This is a genomic window from Streptomyces sp. NPDC031445 (assembly GCF_055581365.1).
In genome coordinates this window covers 659771-675445 of the sequence record NZ_JBVIJO010000002.1, presented here as the reverse complement: position 1 = coordinate 675445, position 15675 = coordinate 659771, and the positions used below count along the sequence as shown (strand labels likewise).

Annotated in this window: 13 protein-coding genes; 8 read left to right on the top strand and 5 right to left on the bottom strand. The window is 73.2% G+C overall.

Going from position 1 to position 15675, the window contains the following annotated elements:
* From ACZ5DC_RS09205 to ACZ5DC_RS09195, 3 genes are read right to left on the bottom strand one after another with little or no spacing between them, the layout of a single operon-like run.
* Positions 1-945: a hydroxymethylglutaryl-CoA lyase gene (locus ACZ5DC_RS09205; RefSeq protein WP_468650913.1), complete on the bottom strand. Its 945-nt coding sequence runs from the start codon at positions 943-945 to the stop codon at positions 1-3.
* Positions 942-2855 (bottom strand): acetyl/propionyl/methylcrotonyl-CoA carboxylase subunit alpha, encoded by a 1914-nt coding sequence (locus tag ACZ5DC_RS09200; protein ID WP_468650911.1) that lies wholly within the window; start codon positions 2853-2855, stop codon positions 942-944. Before ACZ5DC_RS09200 ends, ACZ5DC_RS09205 begins: the two co-directional genes overlap by 4 nt.
* Positions 2856-2866: 11 nt before the next feature.
* Entirely contained in the window at positions 2867-4483 is a 1617-nt protein-coding gene (locus ACZ5DC_RS09195; RefSeq protein ID WP_468650909.1) for a carboxyl transferase domain-containing protein, read from the bottom strand.
* A 97-nt stretch (positions 4484-4580) separates the two neighbouring features.
* Here ACZ5DC_RS09195 and ACZ5DC_RS09190 point away from each other — a divergent pair, with 97 nt between their 5' ends.
* The 5 genes from ACZ5DC_RS09190 (at position 4581) to ACZ5DC_RS09170 (ending at position 8720) form a co-directional block, all read left to right on the top strand.
* Positions 4581-5177 (top strand): SACE_7040 family transcriptional regulator, encoded by a 597-nt coding sequence (locus ACZ5DC_RS09190; protein ID WP_468650907.1) that lies wholly within the window; start codon positions 4581-4583, stop codon positions 5175-5177.
* 70 nt (positions 5178-5247) lie between these two features.
* Complete coding sequence (locus ACZ5DC_RS09185) at positions 5248-5826, top strand: hypothetical protein (RefSeq protein WP_468650905.1); 579 nt, start codon at positions 5248-5250, stop codon at positions 5824-5826.
* 106 nt (positions 5827-5932) lie between these two features.
* Positions 5933-7090, top strand: coding sequence for an acyl-CoA dehydrogenase family protein (locus ACZ5DC_RS09180; RefSeq protein ID WP_468650903.1), 1158 nt, complete (start codon positions 5933-5935; stop codon positions 7088-7090).
* Positions 7091-7137: 47 nt separating this feature from the next.
* Positions 7138-8019 (top strand): acyl-CoA thioesterase, encoded by an 882-nt coding sequence (locus tag ACZ5DC_RS09175; RefSeq protein WP_468650901.1) that lies wholly within the window; start codon positions 7138-7140, stop codon positions 8017-8019.
* Positions 8020-8276: 257 nt separating this feature from the next.
* The gene (locus tag ACZ5DC_RS09170) at positions 8277-8720 is read left to right on the top strand and encodes a hypothetical protein (protein WP_468650899.1); all 444 of its coding nucleotides are present in this window, start codon (positions 8277-8279) and stop codon (positions 8718-8720) included.
* Positions 8721-8812: 92 nt separating this feature from the next.
* Here ACZ5DC_RS09170 and ACZ5DC_RS09165 read toward each other — a convergent pair whose 3' ends face one another.
* Both ACZ5DC_RS09165 and ACZ5DC_RS09160 read right to left on the bottom strand, forming a co-directional pair.
* On the bottom strand, positions 8813-9601 hold the full coding sequence (locus ACZ5DC_RS09165) for a phosphatase (protein ID WP_382582468.1): 789 nt from the start codon (positions 9599-9601) through the stop codon (positions 8813-8815).
* 78 nt (positions 9602-9679) lie between these two features.
* Positions 9680-11302, bottom strand: a complete 1623-nt coding sequence (locus ACZ5DC_RS09160) for a PucR family transcriptional regulator ligand-binding domain-containing protein (protein ID WP_468650897.1) — start codon at positions 11300-11302, stop codon at positions 9680-9682.
* A gap of 171 nt (positions 11303-11473) precedes the next feature.
* On the opposite strand from ACZ5DC_RS09160, the gene ACZ5DC_RS09155 reads away from it, so the two are divergent.
* From ACZ5DC_RS09155 to ACZ5DC_RS09145, 3 genes are read left to right on the top strand one after another with little or no spacing between them, the layout of a single operon-like run.
* Positions 11474-12934, top strand: coding sequence for a sodium:solute symporter family protein (locus tag ACZ5DC_RS09155; protein ID WP_468650895.1), 1461 nt, complete (start codon positions 11474-11476; stop codon positions 12932-12934).
* A 56-nt stretch (positions 12935-12990) separates the two neighbouring features.
* Positions 12991-13971, top strand: a complete 981-nt coding sequence (gene speB, locus ACZ5DC_RS09150; RefSeq protein WP_132786127.1) for an agmatinase — start codon at positions 12991-12993, stop codon at positions 13969-13971.
* Positions 13968-15656: a thiamine pyrophosphate-binding protein gene (locus ACZ5DC_RS09145; RefSeq protein ID WP_468650892.1), complete on the top strand. Its 1689-nt coding sequence runs from the start codon at positions 13968-13970 to the stop codon at positions 15654-15656. The genes speB and ACZ5DC_RS09145 overlap by 4 nt, the downstream gene beginning before the upstream one ends.
* Positions 15657-15675: the final 19 nt, after the last annotated feature.

Below are 15675 nucleotides of genomic sequence, written 5' to 3'. Positions count from 1 at the left end.
TCACTGGTCCTTGTGGGAGAGAGCGCGGACGGTACGGGACGGGCTGGGCCGGCCCAGCTGTTCGGCCATCCACACGCTCGTGGCGGTCAGACGGCCGAGGTCGACCCCCGTCGCGATGCCGAGCCCGTGCAGCATCCAGACGAGGTCTTCGGTGGCGAGGTTGCCGGTGGCGGACTTGGCGTAGGGGCAGCCGCCGAGGCCGCCCGCGGAGGCGTCGACCGTGGTGACGCCGTGCTGGAGCGCCGCCAGCGTGTTGGCGAGCGCCTGGCCGTAGGTGTCGTGGAAGTGCACGCCGATCGCTTCCGTCGGCACGCCCCGGTCGTTGAGCAGCGCGAGCAGCTCGCGCACCTGACCGGCCGTGGCCACACCGATCGTGTCGCCGAGGCTCAGCTCGTCGCAGCCCATGTCCCGCAGGGCCGTGCACACCCGGGCCACCTGCCGCGCCGGCACCGCGCCCTCCCACGGGTCGCCGAAGCACATGGACACATAGCCGCGCACGTGCACGCCTCGGTCCTTGGCGTGCCGCACCACCGGCTCGAACACCGCCAGCGACTCGTCCAGCGTGCGGTTGAGGTTGGCCTTCGCGAAGGACTCGGTGGCGCTGGCGAACACGGCGACGCGCCCGGCGCCGAGTGCCAGCGCCCGGTCCAGGCCGCGCCGGTTCGGGACCAGCACCGGCAGGGCCACCCCGGGCAGGTCGCTCACCTGCGGGAACAGCTCCTCGGCGTCGGCCAGTTGGGGCACCCACTTGGGGTGCACGAAGCTCGTCGCCTCGATCGTGGTCAGGCCCGCGCCGGCCAGCCGCCGGATGAACTCCGCCTTCACCGCGGTCGGCACGGCCGTCTTCTCGTTCTGCAACCCGTCCCGCGCGCCGACCTCGTGGATCCGCACCCGCGCGGGCAGGCCCGGGGCCGGTACGACCATGGGCAGACCGTCGACGCTCATTCCGCCGCCTCCTTCGGGGCGATGACGGCCAGCACCTGGTCCATGGCGACCGTCGTACCCGGTGTCACGTCCAGCTCGGCGACCGTGCCGGCGTGCGGGGCGGAGATGACGTGCTCCATCTTCATCGCCTCCACCACCAGCAGGCTCTGCCCGGCGGTCACTTCGTCGCCGACGGCCACCTTGACCACCGTCACCGTGCCGGGCATGGGCGCGGTGAGCGAGTCGGCGCCCGCGTGGGCCGCGCGGTTCAGGGACGCGGCCACCGGGTCGTGGTCGCGCACCTGCCAGGCGTCCCCGTCCCGGCCGATCCAGTCACCGGCCCGGTGGAAGGTGTGCCGGACGCCGTCGAGGGTGACGGTCACGCGGTCACCGGTGACGGTGTGGGTGCCCCGGGGGGTGTACGTCACCGGCTCCTGCGCCCGCAGGTGGAAGGCCGGCGGCTTCGGGGTGCCGCCGAGCCGCCAGCCGCTCGGCACGGAGAAGGGGTCGGTCCAGCCCTCCGCGCGCGGCGTGAGCCGCTCCAGGCGTACGGCCGCCGCCGCCTCGTAGACCTCCTCGGGGACGTCCGTTTGGACCAGGTCGTCCACGACCCGCTCGACCAGGCCCGTGTCCAGCTCGCCCGAGACGACCGCCGGGTGCGCGAGCAGCCGGCGCAGGAACCCGGCGTTGGTCTGCACACCCAGCGTGACCGTCTCCGCGAGCGCCGATCGCAGCTTCCTGAGCGCCGTCGCGCGGTCCGGGCCGTACGCGATCACCTTGGACAGCATCGGGTCGTACAGGCTGCCCACCTCGGTGCCCTCGGTGAGCCCGGAGTCGGTGCGCACGCCGTCGCCCTGCGGTTCGCCCAGCAGCAGGACCGTGCCACCGGAGGGCAGGAACCCGCGCGCGGGGTCCTCCGCGCAGATCCGGGCCTCCACCGCGTGGCCGGTCAGCCGCAGGTCCTCCTGCGCGAAGCCCAGCGGCTCCCCGGCGGCCACCCGCAGCTGCCACTCCACCAGGTCCAGCCCGGTGACGAGTTCGGTGACCGGGTGCTCCACCTGGAGGCGGGTGTTCATCTCCATGAAGTAGTACTGCGAGGGATCGCCGCCCGGGACGATGAACTCCACCGTGCCCGCGCCCCGGTACCCGCACGAGCGCGCCGCCTGCACGGCCGCCTCGCCCATCGCGGCCCGGGTCCGCTCGTCGAGGAGCACGCTCGGCGCCTCCTCGATGATCTTCTGGTGGCGCCGCTGGAGGGAGCACTCGCGCTCGCCCAGGTGGACCACGTTGCCGTGGCCGTCGGCCAGCACCTGGATCTCGATGTGCCGGGGCCGGTCGACCCACCGCTCCACCAGCAGGGTGTCGTCGCCGAAGGAGGCGCGGGCCTCGCGGCGGGCGGCGGCGATCTCCTCCTCCAGCACGGTCATGTCCCGCACCAGCCGCATGCCCTTGCCGCCGCCGCCGGCGGACGGCTTGAGCAGCACGGGCGCGCCCAGCGCGCGGGCCGCCTCGGCCAGCTCCGGGTCCCGGCCGCCCGGCACCACCGGCACCCCGGCCGCCTGCACCGTCTCCTTGGCGCGGATCTTGTCGCCCATGAGCGCGATCGCGTCCGCCGGCGGGCCGATGAAGACCAGACCCGCCTCCTCGCAGGCGCGGGCGAAGCCCGCGTTCTCCGCGAGGAAGCCGTAGCCGGGGTGGACGGCCTGGGCGCCGGTGCGGGCGGCGGCCTGAAGCAGCCGCTCCACCGACAGATAGCTCTCGGCGGCCGGCGCCGGGCCGATCCGTACCGCCGTGTCGGCCTCCCGGACGTGCCGCGCGTCGGCGTCGGCGTCGGAGAAGACCGCCACCGAGCGCACGCCCAGCGAGCGGAGCGTACGGATGACGCGTACGGCGATCTCGCCCCGGTTGGCCACCAGCACTGTGTCGAACACGGTTCCCCTCCTCACATCCGGAAGACGCCGAACTGGGGGTCTCCCAGGGGCGCGTTGGCGCAGGCCGTCAGGGCGAGGCCCAGCACCTGACGGGTCTCCAGCGGGTCGATGACGCCGTCGTCCCAGAGCCGGGCGGTGGCGTAGTAGGCGTTGCCCTGGCGTTCGTACTGGGCGCGCACGGGCGCCTTGAACGCCTCCTCGTCCTCGGCGGGCCACTGCTCGCCGCGCGCCTCCAGCTGGTCCCGCTTGACGGTCGCCAGCACGGACGCGGCCTGCTCGCCGCCCATGACGGAGATCTTGGCGTTGGGCCACATCCACAGGAAGCGGGGGGAGTAGGCCCGGCCGCACATCGAGTAGTTGCCCGCGCCGTACGAGCCGCCGACGACGACCGTCAGCTTCGGCACGCGGGTGCAGGCGACCGCGGTCACCATCTTGGCGCCGTGCTTGGCGATGCCGCCCGCCTCGTAGTCCTTGCCGACCATGAAGCCGGAGATGTTCTGGAGGAACACCAGCGGGATGCCGCGCTGGTCGCACAGCTCGATGAAGTGGGCGCCCTTCTGGGCGGACTCGGAGAACAGGATGCCGTTGTTGGCGACGATCCCGACCGGGTGGCCGTGGATGCGCGCGAAGCCGGTGACCAGGGTCTGCCCGAACTCGCTCTTGAACTCGGCGAACCGGGAGCCGTCGACCACGCGCGCGATGATCTCGCGGACGTCGTAGGGGGTGCGGGAGTCGACGGGGACCGCGCCGTAGAGCCCGTAGGGATCGACCTTGGGCTCGGCGACGGGCACGACCTCCCAGGGCGGGGACTGCCGGGCCGGGAGCGTGGCGACGATGTTCCGGACGGTCCTCAGGGCGTGCGCGTCGTCCTCGGCGAGGTGGTCGGTGACCCCGGAGACGCGCGCGTGGACCTCGCCGCCGCCCAGCTCCTCCGCCGTGACGACCTCGCCGGTGGCCGCCTTCACCAGCGGCGGGCCGCCCAGGAAGATCGTGCCCTGGCCGCGGACGATCACGGCCTCGTCGCTCATCGCCGGGACGTACGCACCGCCGGCCGTGCAGGAGCCGAGCACGGCCGCGATCTGCGGGATGCCCGCGCCGGACATCCGGGCCTGGTTGTAGAAGATCCGCCCGAAGTGGTCCCGGTCCGGGAAGACCTCGTCCTGCATCGGCAGGAAGGCCCCGCCGGAGTCGACCAGGTAGACGCACGGCAGCCGGTTGTCCAGCGCCACCTCCTGCGCGCGCAGGTGCTTCTTCACCGTCATCGGGTAGTACGTGCCGCCCTTGACGGTGGCGTCGTTCGCGACGATCACGCACTCGCGCCCGCTGACCCGGCCGATCCCGGCGATCACCCCGGCGGCCGGGGCCTGCCCCTCGTACATCCCGTCGGCCGCGAGCGGGGCCAGCTCCAGGAAGGGCGAGCCCGGGTCGAGCAGCGTGTCCACCCTGTCCCTCGGCAGCAGCTTGCCGCGCGCGGTGTGCCGGGCGCGGGCCTTCTCGCCGCCGCCGAGGGCCGCCGCGGCCAGCTTGGCGCGCAGCTCCTCCACGAGGGCCAGATGCGCCTGTTCGTTGGCCCGCCAGGCCTCCGACGCGGGATCTGCCGCGCTGTGAAGCTCCGGTGCCTCCTGCATCCTGCGGTTCCCCTCACCGGTGATCGAACCTGTTAATGAGCGTTAACCATCACCATCAGGTTAACGACCGCTAACCTCGCTGTCTAGAATTGTCTGCATGGCCACCAGAACCGACGCCCCGACCCGCCGCGAGCAGATCCTGAAGGAGGCCGCCCGGCTGTTCGCCGAGCGCGGGTTCCACGGCGTCGGTGTCGACGAGATAGGCGCCGCGGTCGGCATCAGCGGCCCCGGCCTCTACCGGCATTTCCCGGGCAAGGACGCGATGCTCGCCGAGCTGCTGGTCGGCATCAGCGGGCAGCTGCTCACCGGTGCCAAGCGCCGGCTGGCCGAGGCCGACGGGATCCCCGCGACCCGCGTCCTCGACTCCCTGATCGAGGGCCACATCGACTTCGCCCTGGACGACCGCCCGCTGATCACCCTGCACGACCGCGAGCTGGACCGCCTGCGGGACAGCGACCGCAAGCTGGTGCGGCAGCTCCAGCGGCAGTACGTGGAGCTGTGGGTGGAGGTGGTCCGCGCGGTGTACCCGGGCCTGACCGAACCGGCCGCCCGCTCGGCCGTCCACTCGGTCTTCGGCCTGCTCAACTCCACCCCCCACCTGGGCCGCGCGGGGACCCTGCCGGGGCGCGGGGTGACGGCGGCGCTGCTGCACCGCATGGCGCGGGGCGCGTTCGAGGCGGCCGGCGAGGAGTAGCGGACCGGGCTGTTCCCGCAGGTCAGCGACGTGATCTGACGCTCCCCTGCACCGAGTGGAGGGGGAAGCCGTGGGAATCGGCACGGCTCGTGGGAAGAGGCGTACGAGAGCGCTGCGCGCGGTCGCCGCGCTCGTCGTCGCGGGGGCGCTGACGGCCGCGGCCGGGGGCGACCGGGCGCGGGACTACGCGCAGGGGCACGGCCTGGCCGGGACCGGGAACGCCATCGGCTTCCCGCATGCCCGGATCGGCACCGCGTACTGGATGAGCGTGCCCGTCCAGGAGAACGTCACCGGCCGGCCGCTCACGCTGCTGCGCACCGAGTGGCTGCACGTGCCGGCGGGCCTGCGGGTGCTGCGCTACGGCGTCGTCACGGTCGAGGAGACGGGCGGCCAGGGGCTGTTCGCCTCGGACGACGAGGACTTCGCGCAGGCCGTGCCCGGGGCGCGGGTGCACGCCGCCCGGCCGATCCGGGTGCCGCCGCACGGCCGGGCGGACGCCTACGTGCTCGCCCGGGTGGAGGTGACCGGCCCCGTCCACGAGAACCTGTCCGGCTATCGCGTCCGGTACCGCCAGGGCGCCGTGGAGTACCGGCAGGACCAGGACTGGCAGGTGGGCCTGCGGCTGCGGCCCGAGGGCGACCGGGCGTGACGAGCGTTACGGCGGGACCCCCCTGGACGGGGTTCCGTACTCGCCGGTACGGTTGGGTGAGCAAGCGCTTAGACATGCCGATGTCAGGTACGTGGAGGTGGACGGCGTGCGCCGTACGGTGTTCAACGAGGATCACGAGGCGTTCCGGGAGACCCTTCGCGCCTTCATCGAGGCCGAGGTCGTGCCGGTGTACGACGAGTGGTTCGCCGCCGGCCAGGCGCCGCGCGACTTCTACTACAAGCTCGGCGAGCTGGGCGTCTTCGGCATCAGCGTGCCCGAGGAGTTCGGCGGCGCGGGCCTGGACACCCACAAGTTCGAGGCCGTCCTCTACGAGGAGACCGCCCGCGCCGGCGTCCAGTTCGGCGGCTCCGGCGTGCACGTGCTGCTCGCCCTGCCCTACATCAAGATGCTCGCCACCGACGAGCAGAAGAAGCGCTACCTGCCGAAGTTCGTCACCGGCGAGGAGATGTGGGCCATCGCGATGACCGAGCCGGGCACCGGCTCCGACCTCGCGGGCATGAAGACCACCGCCAAGCTCTCCGAGGACGGCACGCACTACGTCCTCAACGGCGCCAAGACCTTCATCACCGGCGGTGTGCACGCCGACAAGGTGATCGTCTGCGCCCGCACCGCCGCGCCCACCGCCGAGGACCGCCGCCACGGCATCTCCCTGTTCGCCGTGGACACCAAGTCCGAGGGCTACTCCATCGGCCGCAAGCTGGACAAGCTGGGCCTGCGCACCTCCGACACCGCGGAGCTGGCCTTCGTCGACGTCAAGGTCCCGGTCGAGGACCTGCTCGGCGAGGAGAACAAGGGCTTCTCCTACCTCGGCCACAACCTGGCCTCCGAGCGCTGGGGCATCGCCTTCGGCGCCTACGCCCAGGCCAAGGCCGCCGTCCGGTTCGCCAAGAGTTACGTGCAGGAGCGCACCGTCTTCGGCAAGCCGGTCGCCCACTTCCAGAACACCAAGTTCGAGCTGGCCGCCTGCCAGGCCGAGGTGGACGCCGCCGAGGCGGTCGCCGACCGCGCCCTGGAGGCCCTGGACGCCGGTGAGCTGACCCCCGCCGAGGCCGCCTCCGCGAAGCTGTTCTGCACCGAGGTCGCGCACCGCGTCATCGACCGCTGCCTCCAGCTGCACGGCGGCTACGGCTACATGAACGAGTACCCGATCGCCCGCCTGTACGCGGACAACCGTGTCAACCGCATCTACGGCGGCACCAGCGAGATCATGAAGACGATCATCGCCAAGGACATGGGACTGTAAGGCCCCGGACACCGACACGCGATCACTGGCCGGTACACCAGGACACCATGAGCCAGGCACTCCAGGACCTCCTCGAACTGCTCGACCTGGAGCAGATCGAGGAGGACATCTTCCGCGGCCGCTCCCGCCCCGCCGTCGTCCCGCGCGTCTTCGGCGGGCAGGTGGCGGCGCAGGCGCTGGTCGCCGCCGGGCGGACGGTCCCCGCGGACCGGCCCGCCCACTCCCTGCACGCGTACTTCCTGCGCCCCGGCGACCCGGGCGCGCCCATCGTCTACACCGTGGACCGCATCCGCGACGGCCGGTCCTTCACCACCCGCCGGGTGGTCGCCGTCCAGCACGGCAAGCCGATCTTCCACCTGTCGGCGTCCTTCCAGGCGTACGAGGACGGGCTGGAGCACCAGGCGCCCATGCCCCCCGCGCCCGACCCGGTGACCCTGCCGACCTCCCAGGAGCGGCTGCGCGGCTACGGCCACCTCGCCCCCGACGTCGTGGAGCGGTTCCTCCAGGCGCGCGAGGCGATCGACCTCAGGTACGTGGACGAGCCGCCGTACGGGCGGTACGGCGAGCCGCGCGAGCCGCACTCCCAGGTGTGGTTCCGCACCAACGGCAAGCTCGGCGGCCCCGTCGACGAACCCCTGCTGCACGTCGTCCTCGCCACCTACGTCTCCGACATGACCCTGCTCGACTCGGTGCTGCTCGCGCACGGGCGCGGCGGCTGGGCCGTCGGGGACGTCGTCGGCGCGTCCCTGGACCACGCGATGTGGTTCCACCGCCCCTTCCGGGCCGACGAATGGCTGCTGTACGACCAGGAGTCACCGTCCGCGCACGGCGGCCGGGGCCTCGGCCAGGCCCGTATCTACACCCAGGACGGGCGGCTCGCCATCTCGGTCATCCAGGAGGGTGTCGTCCGAGTGCCGAGACGGCCGTGACCGGCGTGCTCTCCGAGATGACGCGTGACCCATGTGGGACTAGGCTCTCTGAGTGAAGGCCGCAGTGAACGGCATGCCCGGCAGACCCGAGTGTGAGGTGCCCGGCACCGTATCGGTTCCAACTGTCTGCGGTGACATCTGAAGACCGCGCCGCACTCTTCCCCTTTCGCAGCGGCGACGGCCATCCACCTCGCGCCTCCCCCAGGGAGCCGTGAGAGACGATGGAGATGGAAGGTATTCCTATGCGATCACAGCGCGTGAGGCGTCTTGTCGCGATTTCCGCCAGCGGCCTGCTGCTGGCCGGCGGAGCCGCGATCGGCACCGCCGGAACCGCCTCAGCCTCGACCCACAGCGACCGCGGTTCCTACAGCTGGAACTGGGGCGATGAAGACAACGGCTACGGCGGCTACGGCGGCTACGGCGGCGACCACGGCGGCGGCTATGGCGGCGACCACGGTGGCGGCTACGGCGGCGGTGACCACGGCGGTGGCGGCTACGGCGGTGGCGGCTACGGCGGTGGCGGTCACGGCGGTGGCGGCTACGGCGGTGGCGGTCACGGCGGTGGCGGCTACGGCGGTGGCGGTCACGGCGGTGGCGGCGGCGGTCACGGCGGCGGTGGCGGCGGTCACGGCGGCGGTGGCGGTGGCCACGGCGGCGGCGGTGGCGGCGGTCACGGCGGCGGAGGTGGCGGCGGCCGCTGAGCCGGCCACTGACTGACGACGTGCGGCCCCGTTCGCGGGGCCGCACCTCTTCTTTCCGCACCGGAGTGCGGGACCCCCGTCGCGACGCGGTGTCAGACCAGACCGGCCGCGGCGAGCAGGTACGCGGTCATCGGATCGTAGTGACGCGGGCTCACTACGTGGTCGTCCAGCGGGACGACGACCTGCACGGTGCCCTCGGACTCGGCCAGGAACAGCGCCGGGTCGTTGCAGTCGGCGTACCCGACGGAGTCGACACCGTGCTGCCCCGCGTACCCGGCCCAGCCGTGGTCGGCGACCACCAGGTCCGGCAGCGGACGCCCCTCCCGCTCAAGTCCCGTCAGAATGGCCCGCATCGGCTCACCGGAGTGCGTGTGCCACAGCGTCGCCCCGTGCTCCAGCACGGCCACGTCCGCGAACTGCATCACGTACCCCTCGTCCGTCTGGAGCCCGTCCGGGATGACGACGATCTCGCAGCCGGCGGCGCGCAGCGCGGCGGCCGTGGCCCGGTGGACGTCCAGGAGACCGCCCGGGTGCCCGGTCGCGAACAGCACCCGCTGCCGGTCCTCGGCCGCCTTGCGCAGCCGCGCCGCCATGCGGTCGAGGGCGTCCACCGTCAGCTCGGGGTCGATGGTGTCCTGCCCGTACCGGTACTCCGGGTCGTCGTTGACGCCCACCCGCTCGGCCATGACCGCGAGCACGTCCTGCTCGTCCGTCCAGCGGTCGCCCAGTTCCAGGCCGAGCCAGTAGTTGCGGACACCGTTGGCGAGCTGACGGTAGTGGGAGAGGTTGTTCTCGCGGGGCGTGGCGACGTCCCCCGCGATACGCGTGCGCACCAGGTGGTCGACGAGCTGGGCGCGGCTGGGTGTCCCGGATATCGGCATGCCTCCCATTGTGGGGCAGTGCCCGGCGCGCGTCCTCGGCGTACCGTCCGCTGGGACGGGGGTCACCCACGGTCGCCGTCAGTCCCGGCGCAGCGCGAACCACAGCTCCATGCGCACGTCCGGATCGTCCAGGTCGGCGGCCAACAGGGCGGCGCAGCGGGCGATCCGCTGCCGCACGGTGTTGCGGTGCACGCCGAGCGCCACCGCCGTACGGTCCCAACTGCCGTGCAGGGACAGCCAGGTGCGCAGGGTGTCGGCGAGCGCGGCCTGCCCCGCGAGGGGGCCGAGCAGCGCACGGGCGTGCGTCTCGGCGTCCGCCCGCGGCACCAGGTCCGCCAGCGCGGGGCGGGCCGCGTGCCGGACCAGCGGGGTGCGGGTGGCGCGGGCCCGGGCCAGGGCACGGGCGGCCTGGGTGTCGGCGGCCGGCCACTCCCGGGGCCCGGCCGCGGCACTCACCCCGAGCGTCCAGCCGGGCTGTGGCCCCGGTTCCCGGTCCGCCGGCACCAGTACCCGTACGACGTCGCGGGCGAGGTCGACCAGCGGCGAGCCCAGGGCGGCGCCCAGCGCGGAGGCGGCGACCGCGTCCGGGGCCTGGACCTCCGGCCGCGCGTGCACCACGAGCCACTGCCCGGTGCCGAGCAGGGGCGCCACCTCCTCGGGCGGGGCGCCGAGCAGCAGCCGGACGAGCGCGGAGGACCGGGCCGCCCCGGCACCGCTGTGGTGCTCCCCGGTCAGCAGGGCCAGCAGGACGGCGGCGACGGAGGCGATGGTGTGGTCACCCGGGTCACGCCGGGGCGCGGCCACCCCGAGCACGAACCCCTCCCCGGCGCCGAGGGCGTAGACGGCGAGGTGGGTGGCGCCGTGGGTGTCGGTGGCGGAGGCGGGGTGCGGGCGGGGGACCGGCGTGCCGGGTGTGCTCCGTGCGTGCCCTGTTCCGGCTGTGCCCGGGGTGCTCGGTGTGCCCGGCTTGCCCGGTGCGGAAGGGGCCGGGTGCGGCCGGCCGCGGGGCACGGCCGGTGGGGGAGCGGCCGGGTGCCTGACCACGCCCGCCAGCTCCGCCAGCGCCGTCCGCGCGCCCTCCGGTGCCCCCCTGCCCGCGCCCGCGATCTCCGTGCCGTCGGGCCCGTAGAGCACCGCCCGGCCGCCCACGCGCTGGGCCAGCTGGCGCAGCACCGAGGGGACCGGGTCCGGCCGGGAGGCGGCGGCCGCGAGACTCTGCTGCGCCTCGGTGACCCGGCGCAGCTCGGCCAGCCGGGCCTGCGCCATCAGCTGCCAGACCGCGCGGGCCACCCCGGAGAACGTGGTCTGCGGCGGCACCTCCAGCAGCGGCAGCCCGTACCGGTCGCAGGCGGCGACCAGGGCGCGCGGGACCGTGTCGTGCACGGGGGCCACCCCGAAGCCGAGGGCCGCGCCGCCCGCGGCCACGATCCGGGAGACGTAGTCGTCGAAGTAGGTGCCCGAGCCGGCCGCCTCGGGGATGTGCACCCCGGCCGTGAGCAGCAGCTCGCCGCCCAGCAGATAGGGGTAGGGGTCGGCCATCTCCGAGGTGTGCGCCCAGTGGATCACGATCCCCGGGTCCGCGGGCCCGGCGATCTGCCGCAGCGCGAGGTCGTCCCGGGCCAGCAGCGCCTGGAGTGTGACCGGCGGGGTCGGCGGGACCGCCGGGGCGATCGTCTCGGGCATGGTGTGCGTTCCCTCCATCCCGCCCCGTGCATATGGATGAAACGTACACTTCGCAGTCGCTTTCCGGCCACCTAGCCTCAAGGGGCACGGCAGCCGCGGGTACGGGCGGATGTCCCCGCGAGCCGCTGCCGGCGCATCTGCGAAGAACCTGCACGACACGCCACCGGACAGTGCGCGAAGGAGGGCCCCATGGCCGTCGACTACACAGTGATCGTCGTCTATCTCGCCGGCATGCTCGCCATGGGCTGGTGGGGCATGCGCCGCGCCAAGTCCAAGAGCGAGTTCCTGGTGGCCGGCCGCCGCCTCGGGCCCGCCATGTACTCCGGCACCATGGCGGCGATCGTCCTCGGCGGCGCCTCCACCATCGGCGGCGTGGGCCTCGGCTACCAGTACGGCCTCTCCGGCGCGTGGATGGTCTTCACCATCGGCCTCGGCCTGCTCGCCCTCTCCGTCTTCTTCTCGGCCCGCATCGCCCGTCTGAAGGTGTACACGGTCTCCGAGATGCTCGACCTGCGCTACGGCGGCCGGGCCGGCGTGATCTCGGGCGTGGTCATGTGGGCGTACACCCTCATGCTCGCGGTGACCTCCACCATCGCCTACGCCACGATCTTCGACGTGCTCTTCGACATCAACCGCACGGTCGCGATCATCCTCGGCGGCGCCATCGTCGTCGCCTACTCGACCCTCGGCGGCATGTGGTCCATCACCCTCACCGACATGGTCCAGTTCGTCGTCAAGACCATCGGCGTGCTGCTCCTGCTCCTGCCGATCGCGGTCGTCAAGGCCGGCGGCTTCGCCGAGATGAAGGCCAAGCTGCCGACCGGTTACTTCGACCCGCTGGGCATCGGCGGCGAGACGATCTTCACCTACGTCCTGATCTACACGTTCGGCATGCTGATCGGCCAGGACATCTGGCAGCGCGTCTTCACCGCCCGCAGCGACAGGACCGCCCGGTGGGGCGGCACCGTGGCCGGAACCTACTGCCTGGCCTACGCCCTGGCCGGCGCGGTGATCGGCACGGCCGCCAAGGTGATGTACCCCAAGCTGGGCAGCCCCGACGACGCCTTCGCCACCATCGTCAAGGACGAACTCCCCGTCGGCGTGCGCGGGCTGGTCCTGGCCGCGGCCCTCGCCGCCGTGATGTCGACGTCCTCCGGCGCCCTGATCGCCTGCGCCACGGTCGCCAACAACGACATCTGGTCCCGTCTGCGCGGGGTCGTGCGGCGGGACGGCGACGACCACGACGAGGTCACGGGCAACCGCGTGTTCATCCTGGTCATGGGCCTGGCCGTGATCGGCACGGCGATCGCCCTGAACAACGTGGTCGAGGCGCTCACCGTGGCGTACAACCTCCTCGTCGGCGGCCTGCTCGTGCCCATCCTGGGCGGCCTGCTGTGGAAGCGCGGCACGGTCCAGGGCGCGCTGGCCTCCGTGATCGTCGGCGGCCTCGCGGTCATCGGCCTGATGGCCGGCTACGGCATCCTCGCCAACGAGCCCGTCTACTACGGCCTGCTGGCCTCCCTCGCCGCCTACGTCGCCGTCTCCCTGGCCACGAGGCCCACCGACGAGACCGTCCTCGCCACCTGGCGCGAGCGCCTCGCCGGACGCACCCCCGAACTCCCGTCCGAACCGGTCCCGGCTCACCAGTAGAGTCGCAGAGAAAGCAGTACGTGCGCGAAGAAGCGCAAGGAAGAAGGCATTTCACCATGAGCAGCAACGAGACGCCCCGCGGCCCCGTCGACTCCTCCCGCGTCCCGCGGTACGCCGGTCCCGCGACCTTCGCCCGGCTGCCCCGCCTGGACGAGGTCGGCACCGCCGACGTCGCCGTCGTGGGCGTGCCGTTCGACTCCGGCGTCTCGTACCGGCCGGGCGCCCGCTTCGGCGGCAACGCCATCCGTGAGGCGTCCCGGCTCCTGCGCCCCTACAACCCGGCGCAGGACGCCTCCCCGTTCGCCCTCGCCCAGGTCGCGGACGGCGGCGACATCGCCGTGAACCCGTTCAACATCAACGAGGCCGTCGAGACCATCGAGGCCGCCGCCGACGACCTGCTCGGCACCGGCGCCCGGCTGATGACCCTCGGCGGCGACCACACCATCGCGCTGCCGCTGCTGCGCTCGGTGGCGAAGAAGCACGGCCCGGTCGCCCTGCTCCACTTCGACGCGCACCTGGACACCTGGGACACCTACTTCGGCGCCGAGTACACGCACGGCACCCCGTTCCGCCGCGCGGTCGAGGAGGGCATCCTCGACACCTCCGCCCTGTCCCACGTCGGCACCCGCGGCCCGCTGTACGGCAAGCAGGACCTGACGGACGACGAGAAGATGGGCTTCGGCATCGTCACCTCCGCCGACGTCTACCGCCGGGGCGCCGACGAGGTGGCCGACCAGCTGCGCCAGCGCATCGGCGACCGCCCGCTGTACATCTCCATCGACATCGACTGCCTCGACCCGGCGCACGCGCCCGGCACCGGCACCCCCGAGGCGGGCGGCATGACCTCCCGCGAGCTGCTGGAGATCCTGCGCGGCCTGGCGGGCTGCAACCTGGTGTCCGCGGACGTCGTCGAGGTCGCCCCGGCCTACGACCACGCCGAGATCACCTCCGTCGCCGCCTCCCACACGGCGTACGAACTGACCACGATCATGAGCCGCCAGATCGCGGCGGCCCGGAAGGACGCGGAAGCGAAGTGACCCACGACCACGACCTGGTACTCCGCCCGACGCCGGCGCAGATCACCGCCGCCCTGAACCCTCCCCCGGGGCGCACCGGCGGAGACTTGGTCGTGGAGACGCTGGCCGGGCTGGGCGCGACGACCGTCTTCGGTCTCCCCGGCCAGCACGCCCTCGGCATGTTCGACGCGCTCCGCCGCTCCTCGCTGCGGTACGTGGGCCTGCGGGTGGAGAACAACGCGGGCTTCGCGGCGGACGCGTACGGCAGGATCACCGGCGAGGCGGCGCCGCTGCTGCTCTCGACGGGGCCGGGCGCGCTGACGTCCCTGGCCGCGCTCCAGGAGGCGGCGGCGGCCAGCGCGCCGGTGCTCGCCATCAGCAGCCAGATCCCGACGGCGGGCCTGGGCGGCGGCCGGCACGGCTACCTCCACGAACTCCCGGACCAGGCGGCCTCGTTCCGGGGCGTGGTGAAGTCGGTGCACCCGGTCCGCACCCCCTCCCAGATCCCCTCCGCGATCGCGGCGGCCTGGAAGTCGGCCCTGACGGCCCCGCACGGCCCGGTGTGGGTGGAGATCCCGCAGGACGTGCTGCTGGCCGAGACCTCGCTGCCCGTGGTGACGGCGATGGACGCGACCCCCGAGGACCTGGTCCCGCGCCCCGAACTGACGGCGGTGGCGGCCGGCCTGCTGTCCCGCGCCGCCCGTCCGGCGATCATCGCGGGCGGCGGGGTCGTCCGCGCGGACGCGTCGGGCAAGCTGCTCCGGCTGGCCGAGAAGCTCCAGGCGCCGGTCGTGACGACCTTCGGCGGCAAGGGCGCGTTCCCGTGGCACCACCCGCTGTCGTTGCAGTCCTGGCTGGAGGACCGGCACACGACGGACTTCCTGGAGGACGCGGACGTCCTGCTGGTGGTCGGCTCCGGCCTCGGCGAACTGTCCTCCAACTACCACACGTTCCAGCCCCGGGGACGGGTCATCCAGATCGAGGCGGACCTCGGCAAGCTGGAGTCCAACCACCCGGCCCTCGGTATCCACGCGGACGCCCGCCCGGCCCTCCAGGCGCTGCTGGAGACGGTGGAGGAGCGCACGGACGACTCCGCTCCCGAGCGGGTGCGGGACCTCCTGGCCCGCGTGTCCGAGCGCATCGCCGCCCAGGAACTGACCCTGGAGCAGGACGTGCTGGCCTCGGTCCGCCGCGCCCTGCCCGCCGGCTCCCCGTCCTTCTGGGACATGACGATCCTGGCCTACTGGGCCTGGTCCGCGTTCGACGCGCAGGGCCCGAACACCATGCACTCGGCCCAGGGCGCGGGCGGCCTCGGCTACGGCTTCCCGGCGGCGCTGGGCGCGGCGGCGGCCGACCCGACGCGCCCGGTGCTGGCGGTGTCCGGCGACGGCGGCGCCCTGTACTCCATCGCCGAACTGGCCACGGCCCGCCAGTACGACCTGAACGTCACCTGGCTGATCGTCGACGACGGAGGCTACGGCATCCTGCGCGAGTACATGACGGACGCCTTCGGCCAGGCGACGGCGACGGAACTGACCCGCCCGCACTACGTGGCCCTCGCGGAGTCCTTCGGCGTACCGGGCGTGCGCACCACCCCGCGGACGCTGGAACAGGACCTGGCGAAGGCGCTCGGCACCCCGGGCCCGTCGGTGGTCGTGCTCCCGGCCGTGCTCAGGATGTTCGCGCCGACGCACCTGGGCGGCTGACGCGCCCCACCGGTTCCGG